Origin of the sequence: Deinococcus aerius (assembly GCF_002897375.1) — a bacterium.
Taxonomy (GTDB): domain Bacteria; phylum Deinococcota; class Deinococci; order Deinococcales; family Deinococcaceae; genus Deinococcus; species Deinococcus aerius.
Genome location: NZ_BFAG01000002.1, coordinates 160,536 through 175,356, shown reverse-complemented (window position 1 = coordinate 175,356; position 14,821 = coordinate 160,536). Strand labels below are relative to the sequence as shown.

The window sequence follows — 14,821 nt, the reverse complement described above, 5'->3', positions numbered from 1 at the left end:
TCACTGCTCGACGATGAGCGCGACCTGGCCCTCCAGACGCAGGTTCTCGCCGAGCTGGCGCAACAGCAGCGCCGGGTCGTGCAGGTGCGCGTAGTCGCGCAGCCGGGAGGCGGTCAGGGCGGCGACGTGCGGGGCGACCGCCCGTCCCGCCAGCAGGGTCCGCAACCGGTCCAGCGCCTCGTGCGGGGGACCGGTGAGGACCTGCGCGTCCTCGAAGCGCAGCAGCCGCACCCCTCGCCCGTCGAGGACGAGGGCCGCGTGCTGCTCGGTCCGGCGCAGCAGGCCGCGCCGCACGCGGGAGGCGACGAACAGGGTGTGGTGGGTCCCGCCGAACACCAGCCGGGCCTGGTCCCCCAGCACCTGCCGGGCCTGCTGCTGCACCTCGTCCGCGTCGAGCGGGCGGGTGCGGGCGCTCAGGGGGTGGGCGCCGGTCGCCACGGCCCGCAGCCGCCCCTCGCGGGCGCTGTACTCCGTCTCGACGCGCAGCGAGGCGGGGTCCGCCCCCAGCCGCACCGCCTCGTCGCCCACCTCGCGCTCGAGCAGGTCCGCCACCGTGGGGTCCTGCTGGGTGACGCTGCGCTCCCGCTCCACCCGGATGACGGCGAGCGCCGCGCCGATGGACGAGATCACGTCGCTGTGCGGGATGGGCACGAACGGCACCCTCAGGCGCCGAGCGACCACCGGGCCGAGCACGCTCGCCGCGCCGCCCCCGCCGTACAGCGGCGTGCCGCGCAGGCCGTACTCGCGCACCAGGCCCTGCACGGTCCGGGTGAGCTTCTCCGCGCTGGCCTCCAGCACCGCCTGCGCCGCCGCTTCCATGCTCGCCCCCAGGTGCTGCCCCAGCAGACCCAGCGCGAGCCGGGCACTTTCCGGGTGGGCGTGCGCGTACCCCCCCTCGGGAATCGCGCCCAGGGCGTTCGCCGCGCAGGTCGGGGTGATGGCAAACCGCTGGCCGTCCGGCGTGCGCAGCACCGCGTAGTCGGCGGGGTCACCGGCGCTGGGAGCGATCAGCTCCAGCCCCGCCCCGGTCAGGGCCTCAGGCGAGGCAAAGCTGGAGTACGCGAGGCCCGCGATGTGCGCGCTCCTCGGGCCGACGTCCTCGATGCGCCGCCCGCGCAGCCGTACCAGGCTGCCGCCCGCCACGCCCGCGATGCGGATGTCCGCGGCGCGCAGGCCGGTGGGCACGTCCATCACCGTCATGTACTTCAGGGCGGGTTGGCCGTCCCTGATCACGCCGATGTTCGTGCTGGTGCCGCCCACCTCGAAGAACACGCCGTCCATCGCCCCGTGCGCGAGGATTGCCCCGCCGAGGCTGGCGGCCGGGCCGCTCACGACCGTGTGCAGCGGCGTCTCCTCGAAGGCGCGCAGGTCGGCCGCGCCGCCGTCCCCGCGGACGATCAGCAGCGGCGTGTCCGGCAGGAGTTCACCCACCGCGTCCCGCACGTGCCTGGCGGTGCGGAGCATGGTGGGCAGGATGCTCGCGTTCACCGCGGCGGACAGGGTGCGCATCTCCAGCCCGTACGCCCCGGAGAGGTCGCTCCCCAGGCTGACCGGGAAGCCCCCCTCCCGCGCGAGGTCCCCCGCCCGCCGCTCGAAGTGCGCGTCGTCCACCCCGAACGCCTGCGACACGGCCACGGCGCCCACCCCCTCCGCGCGCCAGCGGTCCAGCACCGCCCGCACCCGGGCGTCGAAGTCCGGCCCGTCGGTGGCGACGAAGGCGTGCCGCGCCCGCAGGCCCGCCGGGGGCCGGGTGACCGACTGCACCCGCCGCTCGTCGCGGGCCTCCCCGAGCGCGAGGATGCCGACGAGCGCCGTGTCCCCCTCCAGCAGGGCGTTCGTGGCCTGGGTCGTGGAGTGGGCGACGAGGGCCGGGGCCGCGCCCGGCGGAAGATCACGCAGCAGGGCGCGCAGGGCGTCCAGCACCCCGGCCGCCACCCCCAGCGCGTGCCAGTGGGTGGTGGGCACGTGGGACACGGCCAGGAGGTGCCCGTCACGGCCGAGGGCGACACCCTTGGTGAAGGTGCCGCCCACGTCGATGCCGATCCGGACCGGCAGGGGGTGATCCGTCACACCGATGCCCCGCGCCGGGAGTGGCGCTGCCCACGCGCGCGGAACAGGACGAAGCCCACCACGTACACCAGGACCATCAGCCCCTGCGCCGCGAGCGTCTCGACGGTGGGGTGCAGGCCGGTGAGGGCCGCGACGTTGGGGTCGAGCGTCGGCACCCGCCCGTACAGGTTGGTGACGGGCAGCCAGCCCGCCTCCTGGAAGGCGCGCACGCCGTTGCCCACGAACGCGACCGCGAAGAGGGCGGTGACGGTGACCAGGGCCGGGAAGAGGCGCTGCGTGGGCACCCGGCGCCCCAGGCGGAAGATGACGGCGAACACGGCCACCAGCGCCAGCGCCGCGAGCGCGATCCCCAGGTACATGTACCCCAGGACCGGCCCGCTGGCGACCGCGAGCGCCTGGTAGAACAACACCGTCTCGAACCCCTCACGGTAGATGGTCGTGAAGGTCACGAGCGCGACGGCCCCCAGGCTGCCGCTCTGCACGGCCTGGGAAACCCGGGCCCGCATGAACTCGGCGCTACGCTTGCGGTCGCCCTGCTGGAGCATCCAGAACGACAGATAGAAGAGGATGACGACGGCGATGACGCTGGTGATCGCGCTGATCAGCTCGCGCGAGATGGGCGCGATGGAGAGCAGGTAGGTGGCGGCAAACCACGTGACGGCGGTGGCGACGAGGGCCGCCCCCGCCCCCCACCACACGCCGCCGCGCAGGCGGTCGTGGCGGGTGCTGGCGAGGTACGCGAGGATCGCCGCCATCAGCAGCGCGGCCTCCAGCCCCTCGCGGAAGAGGATGGTGAAGCCCCCGGTCGCGGCGAGCGTGGGCGCCAGGACGCCCGTGCCGTTCACGATGCTCTCGGCCTTCCGCAGGCTGTCGTCGATATCCCCCGCGACGGCGCGCAGCTCGCTCAGGCTCGCGCCGCTCTTCATGCCGTTGCGCAGATCCGCGAAGCGGTACTCCATCTCCAGGATGAGGTCGGGGTTCAGGACACGCAGCGGCGGCTCGGCGTACTCGAAGTGGTCGAGGTACGCCGCGCGGGCCGTCCGGAAGGCGTCCTCGCGCTGGCCCGCCGCATACTCGCGCAGGCTCCGCACCACGAGGTCGTGCGCGGTGCGGAGTTCCGCCGTCACGTCCACCGGGCCCGGCGCGGCGAACGCGACGCCCAGCAGGGCCAGCAGCAGGATCAGGAACCGTCTCATGAGTTACTCCCCCAGCAGGGCACGGGCCTTGTTCAGGTCCGCGAGGGCGGCGTCCACGGCCGCGCTGAACTTTTGCGGACTGGGCTTGCTCTTCAGCAGGGCGCGCAGGTCCTCGCGCAGGGTCTTTTCGAGCTTGGTCTCCAGCGCTTGGTCCTTCTTCGCCAGCGGGCTTTCCAGGTACTCGAAGTTCTCCAGGTACGCGTTGATGAGGGCTTCCTCGGCGTCGTCACCCATCCCGCCCGCGTAGCGGCTCTTGGCCGCCGCGAGCAGCCGGTCGATGTTGGTGAAGTAGGTGGCGTTCCCGCTCGCCGCGGCCCGCCGCACCCCGCTGACCTCAGCGAGTTCCTCCTTCGCCTGGTCGACGGCCTGCTCCAGGGCCTTCACGTCGCCCTTCCGGGCAATGACGGCCGCGGCGGCCTTGAGCGCGGCGGCGGTCTCCTCGCGCTGGTGCTGGGGGAAGCGCGCCGCATTCCGGTCGAACCAACCCCGCGCCCGAGCCACGTAGAACATCGCGTCCTGGTATTCCGCAAGGTTCGTGACCTTGCCACCCTGGACGCCCTCCTCGTACTCGTGCTCGGCGTTCTCCAGGATTCCGGCGATGACCTGCGCCGCGAACTTCGGATCGGTCCGGGTGGAACCCAGGGTGGCGAGCGCCGCGTCGACGTCGGCGTAGAAGGTGTTCATGACCCGCTGGTACTCGGCGGAGGGCTTCTTCGCTGCGAGGGTCTGGTTGATGCGGGCGTAGTCCGCCAGGAACTTCTGCTGCAAGCCGGGGGTCAGGTCACCGCGGATCGCCGCGTACAGCTCGTTGGCCGGGTGCTTGGCGTGCTTGGTCGCCATCGCCAGGTCACCGTTGCGGTAGTTCAGCAGGCTGGCGTCGTAGTGGCCCCGCATCTGCTCCAGGGTCACGGCGAACTTGACGGGGTCTTTCGGAGCGGCAAGAGCTGCGCTCGTGAGGGCGAGGCCCAGGAGCGCGAGGGAGGCGCGGCGAATCATGGCCCGCACTCTATGAAACAGTCTTCCTTAAAGTCAACCAATCCAGTCGGATTTTCAGGGTATAACCGAAGCGGTCTGGGATTTCCGAGGTGGCGGCCCGCAGGAAGGTCGAGGCCCTGAGGAGTGCCGTTCGCCTCGCCTGTCGAGGTGGTGGCTGGTGCAGCTCCACCTCCAAGCGCTGGTTCAATGAACGGGGACGTCGAGAGCCGCCCTCGTCACCCCTGAGCGTTTGTGTTCGCGCCACTGCTGGTGTGACCCTTGGGGAGCGGTAGGCCGGAGAAGGGACCTAGCGTGGCGCTCGTGCAGAGCAACAAATTAATAGAAGTAAAGAGATTTCTCCCCCGCCCCACTCAAGCCCCCGTCAGGGCAAACCAGACACAGAGCCAGACGAAAGGGAAGTCCACCTACGCCTCTGCCCACGCGACCAGGGGAGGGGAGAACGCAGACCCGATCAACCGCGCGAGCTTGAGCAAGAGTGGAAGCGGGGGCAGGAAGGGGAGAGGTCGCTTCCTCCTTTGGGGTGCTCATGTTCAGTTCGTGAGGGTGCCTTCCCGCTCGGCAAGGACGCGCAGGGCGTGGGCGACGGCGGCCAGGAGGGTCCCGGTGGTGGCGCCCCCGTCCAGGCCGAGGTAAGCCGCCGCGTGCAGAGCGTGGTAAGCGACCTGCACGGGTTCGTCACGCTGCGCGGAAAGGTTGACGTACCAGTGGTGCCCAGCGGCCTGGACGTCCGTGTCCGGAAACCCGGCGAGCACAGCCAGCATCCCAGCGTGGCGCTCGGCCTGTACTGCAAAGGCGAGGATCATCTCCCGCGTGGGCCGGTCGCGTCCAAGGACGGGAGCGAATTCCAGGGTGGCAACGATCTGGAGGGTGAGCGCGATGCAAGTCTCGAAGGTTTGCTGGTTATGGGCATGCGGGGGAGGGGAAAGGGGTAAGACGGTCATGCTACACCTGGGCCTTTTCAGCCACCTGCTGCGCGTATTTCAGGGCGCGCTGGTGGGCCTGAGGATGACTGTAGCCTGTTCCTTCCCGTGTCGGCGGGTGGTCGCGCAGAGCCGCCTTGCGCAACTCGCTGGGGCTGATGCTGGCGAGGTTGGCGGCCTTGCAGAGGCGCCACATCTTCAGGCGGATGTCATCCGGGCTGGTGTAGGAGAAGACCCGCTCGGCCTGCTCCGGGGCATGCAGGGGACCCCCAGCTTGTTTGAGCAGTGGCTGGAGGGCCTGCATCGCTTCCGGAGAGAGGGAGGACACCGTTCGGGCCCGCAGCAACTCGCCGCGGCTGAAGTCCAGGGCACTCCAGCGCAAGGCGAGGAGTTCCTTGAGCTGGAAGGCGTGCCGGTACATCAGGGTGAGGGCGGCGAAAAGTTCGCGGTCCTGCTCACGGGCCTCGGCGAGGAGCCGCTGGATGTCAGAGGGTGTGGGGAGTGGGGCGTCCTTGTGCTCGGCGCTGGGGGCGGGGTAGCCGCGGGCGGGGTTCTCGGTCAGGACGCCCTCATCGATGAGGCGGTCGTAGAGGGCGATGAGGGTGCTCAGACGGGTGATGACGGTGTTGGGACGGACTGGACCGGCGCGACGGCGGGCCTGGAGGAGGGGAGTGCGCAGCCAGGTGTGGAAGTGTGCAGGGGGATGTAACAAGTCGATGCCGTCGTGTCGGGCGTGCTCGAAGATGGGGAGGAGGTTGCTGCGGGCCTGGTCGCGGGGGCGTTGGAGGGCGTCACCGATCAACCCCAAGATGGGTTCGAGGTCGTGGCGGCGGAAGGCCTGGGTGAGCTTGAGGGCGCGCTCGTCGTCGGGGTGCATGCTCCAACCTCCTGATTCTTTACTGTACTGTAAATGAGACAGGGAGAGACAGTACTCCGCACTCGTATGAATGTGCCTTACCTGAGCTCTAGGGCGCAAGCAGACACAGCCTGGACAACAACTCCTTGAGGCCTTGTCGGCCTCAAGGAGTTGTTGAATGGTGCACCAGGAGGGTTTTCAGCCCAAATTCGCCATGTCCACCGCCACGCGCCCACTCCTGACCACGATCAGGGCGTAAGGCTTTTGACGGCTCCCCGACCAGCCACGGTGGCCCGGCAGACTTGTCCATTGTTCCACCGCCTGCTCGGGCGCCGTCGGGAAGACGGCGTGGACGCTCGCGCACAGGCTCAGCATGTAGCTGTCATACTCCGCGAGGACAGCCTCGGTAATGATCGGCAGAGCAATTCGTTCACAGGTGAAATCGACCCGCGCCCGGTAAAAGATATTGGGACGAAGGGGTCTCAGGTTGAATCTCAGCCCTCCGTCATGCAAACGGTGTTCATTTGGTAAACCTGCCTGATAGAGGCCAGCATGGTCTATCATGCCGAACCTTCCACCATAACGGCTGCTCAACTCGCATGTCAGGACACGCTGTAACGCGGTACTGACCCACATACGGGGGTCAGCCACAACAGTGTTCATCCCGGCATCAAGTACCTGAGTAAGGACCGGTTCACCACCCAGCAATTCACATAACGCGTAATCGTGCTCGATAAGCATCTGCCTGGCGAATCTGCCAACGTCATCAGATGCTGCCGCAGGTAAATTATGTTTGTCGAGCAGCTCATCCAGAGCGTGCTGCGCGCGCTCCATATAGGTCCGGCCGTACCGCCTGAGGGGTAAGCAGGGCTCGTCACCCCTCAAGACTTCCGAACGGGCCTGACGGTGGTCCTGGTAACCAAGCAGAATAGCGGCCGCGTTGAGTGCGGTCACGCGCTTCACTTTCAGATCCGCCTGGATGGCCTGTCGACCATAGCGCTGTATAGCTCCCGCCAGGGCGCCCGTCATCTCGAGCATCAGCATGTCGATCTCTCCTTACACATGAAGTGAGCGTGGTGCGCCGGTATTCGTTCCACGCCCTGTGTGGCGAGACGACAGAACTCTCCTGATGCCGCTGGTGTTTGCCCCCTGTTTGGCCCCGGCGCGGGCGGTGGATGGTGGTTCCACCGGGAGGGTAGCACAGGCTTGGGCCGGGACTCGTTTTGCTACCTGCTCACTGGGTGACCGTTACATGGGTGGATGCACAGACATGACTTCAATTCATTTACAGTAGTGTAAATAACGCCTGACCCAGGCCGCCGCCCTCCAGCCCTGTCCTCCGTCGCCACACTGCTCGCCCAGGAGGCCACGCCTCTCCACGTCATCAAGGCCGCCATGCCTTCCCGTGAGTTCAACCCACCGGCCCACGCCGCAGTGGACCCTCCCCGGGACGACCCGGGGCTCTCCCGGCCATGCCACCACCTGTTCCACTCGCCGTGCTGTACCAGGGCACCCCCTGGCAGGCCGTCACCTTCGTCGAACGTCCCCGCGACCCGGCCGACGCCTGGCAGCGCCTCTCCTCAAACCACGGAGAGCAGATCGTGCTCGCTGCCCAGCCACGACCGCCCGGCGAAGGCGACCACCTCACCCTCCACGGCCAAGTTCTGCGCTACCGGCAGGGCCTCCTCCAGCAGGTCGGTGCTCCTGGTTTGCTCGGGCTCACCCTGCACACCGAAGTTGCGGTCCGCGCCCCACCCGCTGCCTGGCCACAGGTCCAGGAGGCGCTCCGGACCTACCCCGGCGCCCAGGCGTTTCCCCACGGTGGGCAGGTGTTGCTGGTGCGCTGCTTCTCGCTGACCCTCGGCCCCGACCTGCACCTGGTCCTGACGGCCCTGCGCACCCGCCAGGAACGCCAGCTCGCCCGCCTGCTGGGCGGCCTGCAACTGCTGGACGTCCAGGGCGACCCAGGTCAGATCGAAAGCCAGCTCGACCTCGCGTCCCCCTGAGGGAGGTGGGCCGTGAACCAGACCCTCTTCGACCACCTCGAAACGGTCCGCCGTGGCGCCAAGACCACCGTCCGGCAGAAGCGCACCCCCAGCACCTACCAGCGGACCATCCTCGAAGACGTCGCCCAGGGTGTCCGCGCCGTCACCGTGGAGGCCGGGCCGGGCAGCGGCAAGACCGCCCTGCTGGAGATGATCGCCGCCCTGATCCTGGAACTGGGGTTGCTCCCGGCAGGGGAGAAGGCCGCCTTCCTCGCCTTCAACAAGGACATCGTGGGGACCCTCAAGAAGGTCATCCCACCCGAGTTCGACGTGCGCACCGTCAGCAGCCTGGGGCACCTGATCTGTACCCAGAACCTCAGCGGCCTGAAGTTCGAGCCGCGCAAGTACGACGACCTCATTCGCGAGATCGTCTGCGAAGCCCGGGTCGCCTCGCCAGCCGCCCGGCGAGAGCTCACCGAGCGGCTGGGCGCCTGCGTCGAACTGCATGTCGGGCACGCCCTGGGGTTGGAGCCCCAGCTGCAGGATTGGGCCGAGGCGATGGACGCCGTGGACGCCCCGATCCTCGGCGCGGAGACGGCGCTGCACACCCTGACCCTGAAGGTGCTGCGGCGAGGCCTGAAGCTGTTGCAGGACGGGCAGGTCTTGAGCTTTCTCGACCAGGTGCTCGCGCCAGGAGTGTTCGGCTGGCGCCTGAGCACGCCGTACCGCTTCCTGCTGGTCGACGAGCTTCAGGACCTCTCCCGTGCACAACTGGCCCTCCTGCAGGCGGCCACCGACGAGCACACCCGGGTGGTAGGCGTCGGGGACCAGTCGCAGAGCATCTACGGCTTCAACGGCGCCGATCAGGACAGCATGCGCCACTTCACCGAACTGTTCGGGGCCATGCGGCGGCCGCTGTCGATCACCTACCGCTGCCCCTGGCGGCACGTTGCACTCGCCCAACCCTTCGGCCAAGCCCTCGAAGCCGCCCCGGGCGCACCGGGGGGCACCCTCGATGATCTCAGCGGCGAGGAGTTCCTTGCGCTGGCGAGGCCCGGCGACCTGGTGCTCTGTCGCACGAACGCGCCGCTCGTTGACTGGTGTTACCGGCTGGTCGTCACGGGCATCCCCGCCATCGTCCGGGGACGAGACCTCGCCCGCAGCCTGGTCGCCTTCGCCCGTGACGCGGCCAGCTTCGACGGAACGAAGCCCCAGCGCGACCAGGTTCAGGACCGCCTCCCGCTCACCGACATCACGGGGCGGCTCAATGGGTATGCTACCTTCCTCGCCGAGCAACTCACCCGGGAGGCCGAGCGCGAGGGCCGTGATCCGGGGTTGCGCCTGGCCGGACTGGCCGACCGGCTCTCGGCGATCACGCGGGTGCTCGATGCCGGGGGCGCCCAGACGCTGGGGCAACTCGTCGCCGACATCCGACTGCTGTTTCAAGGCGACCCGGAGCGCAGCGTCGTCCTGAGCACGGTCCACCGTGCCAAGGGACAGGAGGCCGAACGCGTGTTCATCCTGGAGCCCGATCTGCTTCCTCACCCCAAGGCCAGGACGCCGCAGGCGCTCCAGGCCGAGCGGTGTCTCCAGTTCGTCGCCTTCACCCGCAGCAGGCGGGACCTGTTCTTCGTGGACGCCGAGCACAGCCCCATCCCGGCGGGAGTGCGGGCACGGGAGGGCGGGTGAGACCTGCGGGCAGGGAACACCCTCCTGGCCTGCCTCCGCTCGGCGCTCGTCAGGCTCCCGGCCGATCCGACTCGGCCTCGGCAGGAAGCGGAGTCGCCAGGAACGGAGGTTCCGCGCCACCACTCCCTGGGCGGGGACGTCACCGGGATCACTGCCGGAGCGCTCCCGGTGACGTCCCCGCCAGCCACCTGAGCACCCACCGGATCGGCCTGACCCTCACCGCTGACGCGGTGGGGCGGGCGGCGGAGGTTTCCAACCATGACCCAGGGCAACACCGCTCCGCTGCTCCCCTTCGACGAACCCCGGCGCACCCTGCAAGACGTCCACGATGACCTCAAGCGGGAAATGGCCCGCCTCCACGGGCAGCACCCCGACCTGTACCAGGAAGCGGTCGGGCTCTTCAAGCAGAACCAGGACGCCAAAGAACACGTCCCGGCGGCCGAGCAGCTCCTCGCCGACGTGCAGGCCCTCTCCCACCCAGTCAACCTGCCCTTCGTCCCCGTCGCCAGTGCCGAGCAAGGGGTCGTGGACGAGGCGCTTGACCCCCTGGAGACGACGCCTGAACCGGTCACCACCGACGACACGCTGGGCCTGGAGGACGGGGAGGAAAGCGAGGAGGGTGAAACTGAACTGGGCGAGACTGCCGAGGACGTGGACCCGGCAGCAGACGACGCTGGCGCAGAGGGACTGGACCCTGCTTCCAACGTCCCGGAGACCAGCCTACCCGTGACCTGGCCGGAAGGGACGCTGGGCGCCGGGCTGATCAGCCAGCTCGCGAGCACCCTCGGGGCAGGGGAGACCCTCAGCCTGATCCTTGCCCGTGTGGGGGATGCACTCCTCGTGACCGTCCAGCCCACCCCGATCAAGGACGAGCCGCACAGCACGGCAGTACCCTTGCAAGTCAAGGGAGCCCCGAGCGCGTTCGACACCCAGCTTGGCGTGAAGCTCGAGGAGTACCGGGAGGGCCGCAGCGTCGCTCGGGAGACGGCGCACTACGCCGCGACTGTCCGGGTGGCCGCGGAGGCGCACCGCCAGGCGACCCAGAATACGGCCAAACTGAGGGCCGCCTCAAGTAAGCCCGCCACGCCAGCCAGCCAGGGAGGGCACCTCACCGTCGAGGTCTCACCCAGGGACACCACGCTCGTCCTCACCGACGGGGGAGGGAAGCCCCATCCCTTCCAGGCCGGGAAGAAGACGGCCCTGCTTGCCGGGGAGTACGCCCTCAGCCTCGACGCCCAGGGCTACGAGGCCCAGACCCAGAAGCTGAGCGTGAAGCCCGGCAAGGAAACCAAGACGGCCTTCGTCCTCAAAAAGGCCAGCGCTCCGGGCTTGTTCTGAACCGCTCCTCCACCCCCAGTCCACGGCCTGGGGGCCTGCCCTGCCAGGAGCCCTGAATGAACGCACCTGCCGCTGACCGCCTCACCACCTCCCTCCTACAACTCCGTCCCGCCTTCCGCCATCGCCTGAACGAGGACGGGCAGATCCTGGGTACCCTGCCCGCCGACCAGACCCTTCCGCTCTCTGATGTTGTCGGGATGGATGAGACCCACCGGGGCCTGCTCGTCACCACCCTCCACGGCCGCTTCCTGTTCACCAAGCAAACGCTTCACACCAACAGCGCACCGACGAGCGATCCCGCAGCGACGGCCGCCGACACCCACGAGGCCCTCGCGGTGCTGCTGATTCAGCACGGTGCCCCTCAGCAGAGCGCAATTCCCCTCGCCCACGAGGTTCTAGGCAGCGTCACCCGCCTGACCCACGCCTGCAACCACGCCGGTATCCGGGACCGTGCCGCGCTGGCCCTTGACCTCCTCGCGTTCTTCCAACCACGCCCTTGACCCTCCCCGGCTCCCGCCGGGGTGGGCTCCTCGAAAGGAAGGTTGCCCCATGACCCAGAGCAATGAAGTGACCGTGACCGAAGTCCAGCGCAAGATTGTCTACGAGGGTCGCGACCTCGCCGACGTCAACCCTGCGGCCAGCGTCGAGGACGTCGTGAAGATCCACGCCCTCACCACCCCCGAACTCGCCACGGCGGTCGTCGAAGGCCCCGAACTTCAGGAGGGGCGGCGTGTCTACACCGTCAAGAAGCGCCTCGGCACCAAAGGCTAAGACATGGTCCCCCGAGCAGGTGGCGGGCTGGGTGAGGGGGCAACCCCTCCTGCCCGCCCACATCGGCCGCTTCGACCCTGGGAAGGACGCCTCCAGCCACCAGCGGCTGTGCCAGATCTTCCTGAGACTCCGGCACGACTCGACCCCGCTCCCCCTCTCGCCTCCGGAGGTGCCCCTGCTGCCCTGAGCCCGCTCAGCCTGTCGCGGTTGACGTTGAGCGGCCTGCCCTTATCAGATGTCCCTGCTACCCGGGTGAACGCTGGTGCCCTGTCCCGGCTAGAGGGCGCTCTGCCCCTGCTGGCGACCCTGATCGAACTCGGGCTGCTCCCCGCTGTGCCGCCCAAGCGGCGGGAGACCATCCACGCTTACCTCCGGCGGGTGAACGGCACCCCCGGTGCCCTGGAGTGCGGCTGGCGGAACCTGCACCTCACCTGGTACGAGGAGACCGGGGAGGGCGGGCAGGCGGAGGAAGCCCGCGGCGTGCACGAACTCGTCCTGACCCTCGTGCACGCCCCGCAGTGCGCCGCATTCTCGTGTACCGGGGCCCGGCGAGCCCTGCACCAACTGCACCCGTACCTGCTCGGCAGCATCCTCGCCCATCTCAGCTTGTTCACCCGCAGCACCTGGAGCGTGTACACTGCCATCGACGCCCTGGAGGACGCGGAGATGTTCGAGCACGAGGGCAGCGCCAAGGGCTTCTGGCAGGACGTCCACGCTGAACTGCGCAAGGCATTGGGCCGTTCCCCCACCCGGGCGGAAGTGGTGACGGAGGCGCGGGGCCGCTGCGCGCCACCGGGGGATCTGCTGCGGCTGATCGGGATGACCGAGGCCCTGCCCGCCGTGAGCACGAAGTACCGTCTCTCACCCGGGGAGATGCGGGAAGTTGCCGGGAAACACACGGGGCTGTGGGCGGAGCGGGTAACAAGCATCGCCGGGGCCCTGATCGCCCTGCGGGAGATCGACCGGACAGTGTACGAATTGCTCAGCGACGAGGACCTCGCGGCGACCTGTGCGCGCGGGGAGTTTCGGCGTCACCCCACCGTGATCCTCTCCGGGCAGGGTGGGCGGACCGCCAGCGGGTACCTGAATGCTGTACAGGAACGGCTAGAGGAAACCTGGCAGTTCGCGGCCCAGACCGAGGGCTTCATGGACAACCTCCTGATCCGCATCCACACGCCCGAGGATGCCGAGCGCGCGGTGCAACTCGTGCGGCTGTACCGGGACGCGGAACGGCACCTGGAGACGGTCACGAACCTGATCATCGACACCGACGACTGACGGGACGGGGGAGGCCCTCCGTCCCGTTTTCGCTTTCGACCCTCCCCCGCAGGGGCGGGGACAAGGGGCCGTATGCAACTGGAATTGAACGCCCTGCCCGAGGTACACGCCCGGGTCGCCCTGATCGTGTACACCGACCATCGGCAGGAACAGGGCGTCGTCATGCAGCACGCCCTGGGAGAACGGGACGGAGCGTTGTACATGGCCGAGGGCGTCAACGTCACGAGGGACACCATCGAGATGTTGCTGAAACTCAACGCCCTGCAGACCCTGACCCTCGTGCCTGAGCACGTCGTCGCCCTGGGGGTCGGCTCCCTCGCCTGGGTCGTCGAGCGTCAGGAACGAAAATTGCTCTTCCAAGGCGCGACGGACAAGGCGGTGGCCGCCCTGGACGGGCAGGTGTTCCCCCAGCCACGTCTTCTCTTCGTGACCCGGGGCGCGCAGATGTTCGCCTACGCCCTGCGGGGCACGGAGCGACCCACCGGGAACACCCCGCTCTACCGCGCGCCGTACTTCAACATCTTCAGCAACCACGCCGTGTGCAACGGCAGCATGCAGTGCCCGGGGGCCATCACCCCGGAGAACGCCGACGCCTGGACGCAAGCCTTCTTCTACTCGAACTTCGTCAAGCCCGCTGACAGCCAGAAGCGTTGGGCGACAGGAGGGACTTACCGCGAGTTGTGGGACGCCGTGCGGGAAGCGGACGAGTTCAAGGACGAGTGGCTGGTCCCGGCAGGCCTGACCCTCGAACAGGCCGTGGGAGGGCGATGATGCCTCACAAGCTCCCCTCCAGCTTCCTGGGCCGGGAACGCCTGAAGATCGCCGTCGTCGGCGTGGGCGGTACGGGCAGCGAAGTGTTGACCGGGCTCACTCACCTGCACCTGGCGCTCCGGGCGTTGGACCACGCTGGCCTGCATATCACCGCCTTCGACCCGGACGAGGTGAGCCACGCCAACCTGGTCCGCCAGCGCTACCACCACAGCGACCTGGGACGCAACAAGGCGGAGGTGCTCGTCACGCGCGTGAACCTGGCGTGCAACCTCGATTGGGTCGCTGTCCCCCTCAAGTTCAGCGGCCATCGTGCCCGGGCGCCCTGGGACCTGGTCATCAGTTGCGTCGACTCCCGGGCGGCCCGCAGGAGTCTGCACCTCGCCGCGTACGGGAAGGGGATGTACACCTGGCGGTACTGGCTGGACTGCGGGAACGACCTCACGACCGGTCAGGTCGTCCTCGGGACGCCCCGGGAAGCGGGCAAGCGCCTCAAGCATCATTTGCCCTGTGCGACGGAGCTTCACCCCGAACTGATGGACACCGCTGTGCCCGAGGACGATGCGCCGAGTTGCAGCGCCATCGAGGCCTTGAGCCGTCAGGACCTCTTCGTGGGGCGGATGGTGGCGACGCACGCCCTGGACTTGCTGTGGCAACTCTTCCGGCACGGGGAACTCACGCACCATGCTCGGTACTTCGAGTTGCGCGGCGCGGCGCTGAGCAGCCGGGGGTGTTAAGAGGCAGCGATTTACAGGAGATGACGAGGCGGCTGCCGTACGCCGCTCGTCCCGAAGGCGCTGTTCCAGATGCTCCTGATCGTGTATGCTCAAAACACAGGTGTGACCCCTCGCAGGCGCCCCGGCGCTCACGGTCCACGACGAGCTGCGCTCCAACTCAGCCCTGAACGCGCGTCCCCGGGACGGCAAGCGAGGACCCGACCAACCCAGATGACGC

Annotated in this window: 15 protein-coding genes; 9 read left to right on the top strand and 6 right to left on the bottom strand. The window is 68.6% G+C overall.

Features of this window, described 5'->3' with window-relative positions; all coding sequences use genetic code 11:
• From DAERI_RS03670 to DAERI_RS03645, 6 genes are all read right to left on the bottom strand, one after another.
• Positions 1–2,070 carry a hydantoinase/oxoprolinase family protein gene (locus tag DAERI_RS03670; RefSeq protein WP_235610238.1) on the bottom strand — a complete coding sequence of 690 codons (2,070 nt, stop codon included), beginning with the start codon at positions 2,068–2,070 and terminating at the stop codon, positions 1–3.
• Positions 2,067–3,266 carry an FTR1 family iron permease gene (locus DAERI_RS03665; RefSeq protein ID WP_103128076.1) on the bottom strand — a complete coding sequence of 400 codons (1,200 nt, stop codon included), beginning with the start codon at positions 3,264–3,266 and terminating at the stop codon, positions 2,067–2,069. Before DAERI_RS03665 ends, DAERI_RS03670 begins: the two co-directional genes overlap by 4 nt.
• 3 nt (positions 3,267–3,269) lie before the next feature.
• The gene (locus DAERI_RS03660) at positions 3,270–4,262 is read right to left on the bottom strand and encodes a 4-helix bundle domain-containing protein (protein ID WP_103128075.1); all 993 of its coding nucleotides are present in this window, start codon (positions 4,260–4,262) and stop codon (positions 3,270–3,272) included.
• 530 nt (positions 4,263–4,792) lie between these two features.
• A complete protein-coding gene (locus DAERI_RS03655) occupies positions 4,793–5,203 on the bottom strand; it encodes a hypothetical protein (RefSeq protein ID WP_103128074.1) in 411 nt (136 codons plus the stop codon).
• A gap of 1 nt (position 5,204) precedes the next feature.
• Positions 5,205–6,059 carry a site-specific integrase gene (locus DAERI_RS03650; protein WP_103128073.1) on the bottom strand — a complete coding sequence of 285 codons (855 nt, stop codon included), beginning with the start codon at positions 6,057–6,059 and terminating at the stop codon, positions 5,205–5,207.
• A 177-nt stretch (positions 6,060–6,236) separates the two neighbouring features.
• Complete coding sequence (locus DAERI_RS03645) at positions 6,237–7,082, bottom strand: hypothetical protein (RefSeq protein WP_103128072.1); 846 nt, start codon at positions 7,080–7,082, stop codon at positions 6,237–6,239.
• A gap of 428 nt (positions 7,083–7,510) precedes the next feature.
• Here DAERI_RS03645 and DAERI_RS03640 point away from each other — a divergent pair, with 428 nt between their 5' ends.
• The 9 genes from DAERI_RS03640 to DAERI_RS03605 all read left to right on the top strand — a co-directional run bounded on the left by DAERI_RS03640 (position 7,511) and on the right by DAERI_RS03605 (position 14,604).
• Positions 7,511–8,044, top strand: a complete 534-nt coding sequence (locus DAERI_RS03640) for a hypothetical protein (protein WP_133161951.1) — start codon at positions 7,511–7,513, stop codon at positions 8,042–8,044.
• A gap of 12 nt (positions 8,045–8,056) precedes the next feature.
• The gene (locus DAERI_RS03635; RefSeq protein ID WP_103128070.1) at positions 8,057–9,712 is read left to right on the top strand and encodes a UvrD-helicase domain-containing protein; all 1,656 of its coding nucleotides are present in this window, start codon (positions 8,057–8,059) and stop codon (positions 9,710–9,712) included.
• Positions 9,713–9,970: 258 nt separating this feature from the next.
• Positions 9,971–11,050 carry a hypothetical protein gene (locus tag DAERI_RS03630; RefSeq protein ID WP_103128069.1) on the top strand — a complete coding sequence of 360 codons (1,080 nt, stop codon included), beginning with the start codon at positions 9,971–9,973 and terminating at the stop codon, positions 11,048–11,050.
• 56 nt (positions 11,051–11,106) lie between these two features.
• Positions 11,107–11,550 carry a hypothetical protein gene (locus tag DAERI_RS03625; protein ID WP_103128068.1) on the top strand — a complete coding sequence of 148 codons (444 nt, stop codon included), beginning with the start codon at positions 11,107–11,109 and terminating at the stop codon, positions 11,548–11,550.
• 49 nt (positions 11,551–11,599) lie between these two features.
• Complete coding sequence (locus DAERI_RS03620) at positions 11,600–11,821, top strand: PRTRC system protein C (protein ID WP_103128067.1); 222 nt, start codon at positions 11,600–11,602, stop codon at positions 11,819–11,821.
• Between the two features lie 31 nt (positions 11,822–11,852).
• Positions 11,853–12,008, top strand: a complete 156-nt coding sequence (locus DAERI_RS22245) for a hypothetical protein (protein ID WP_164973325.1) — start codon at positions 11,853–11,855, stop codon at positions 12,006–12,008.
• Between the two features lie 65 nt (positions 12,009–12,073).
• Positions 12,074–13,099, top strand: a complete 1,026-nt coding sequence (locus DAERI_RS03615; protein ID WP_103128066.1) for a hypothetical protein — start codon at positions 12,074–12,076, stop codon at positions 13,097–13,099.
• Between the two features lie 72 nt (positions 13,100–13,171).
• Positions 13,172–13,870: a PRTRC system protein B gene (locus tag DAERI_RS03610; protein ID WP_103128065.1), complete on the top strand. Its 699-nt coding sequence runs from the start codon at positions 13,172–13,174 to the stop codon at positions 13,868–13,870.
• Positions 13,870–14,604, top strand: a complete 735-nt coding sequence (locus tag DAERI_RS03605) for a PRTRC system ThiF family protein (protein WP_103128064.1) — start codon at positions 13,870–13,872, stop codon at positions 14,602–14,604. The genes DAERI_RS03610 and DAERI_RS03605 overlap by 1 nt, the downstream gene beginning before the upstream one ends.
• Positions 14,605–14,821: the final 217 nt, after the last annotated feature.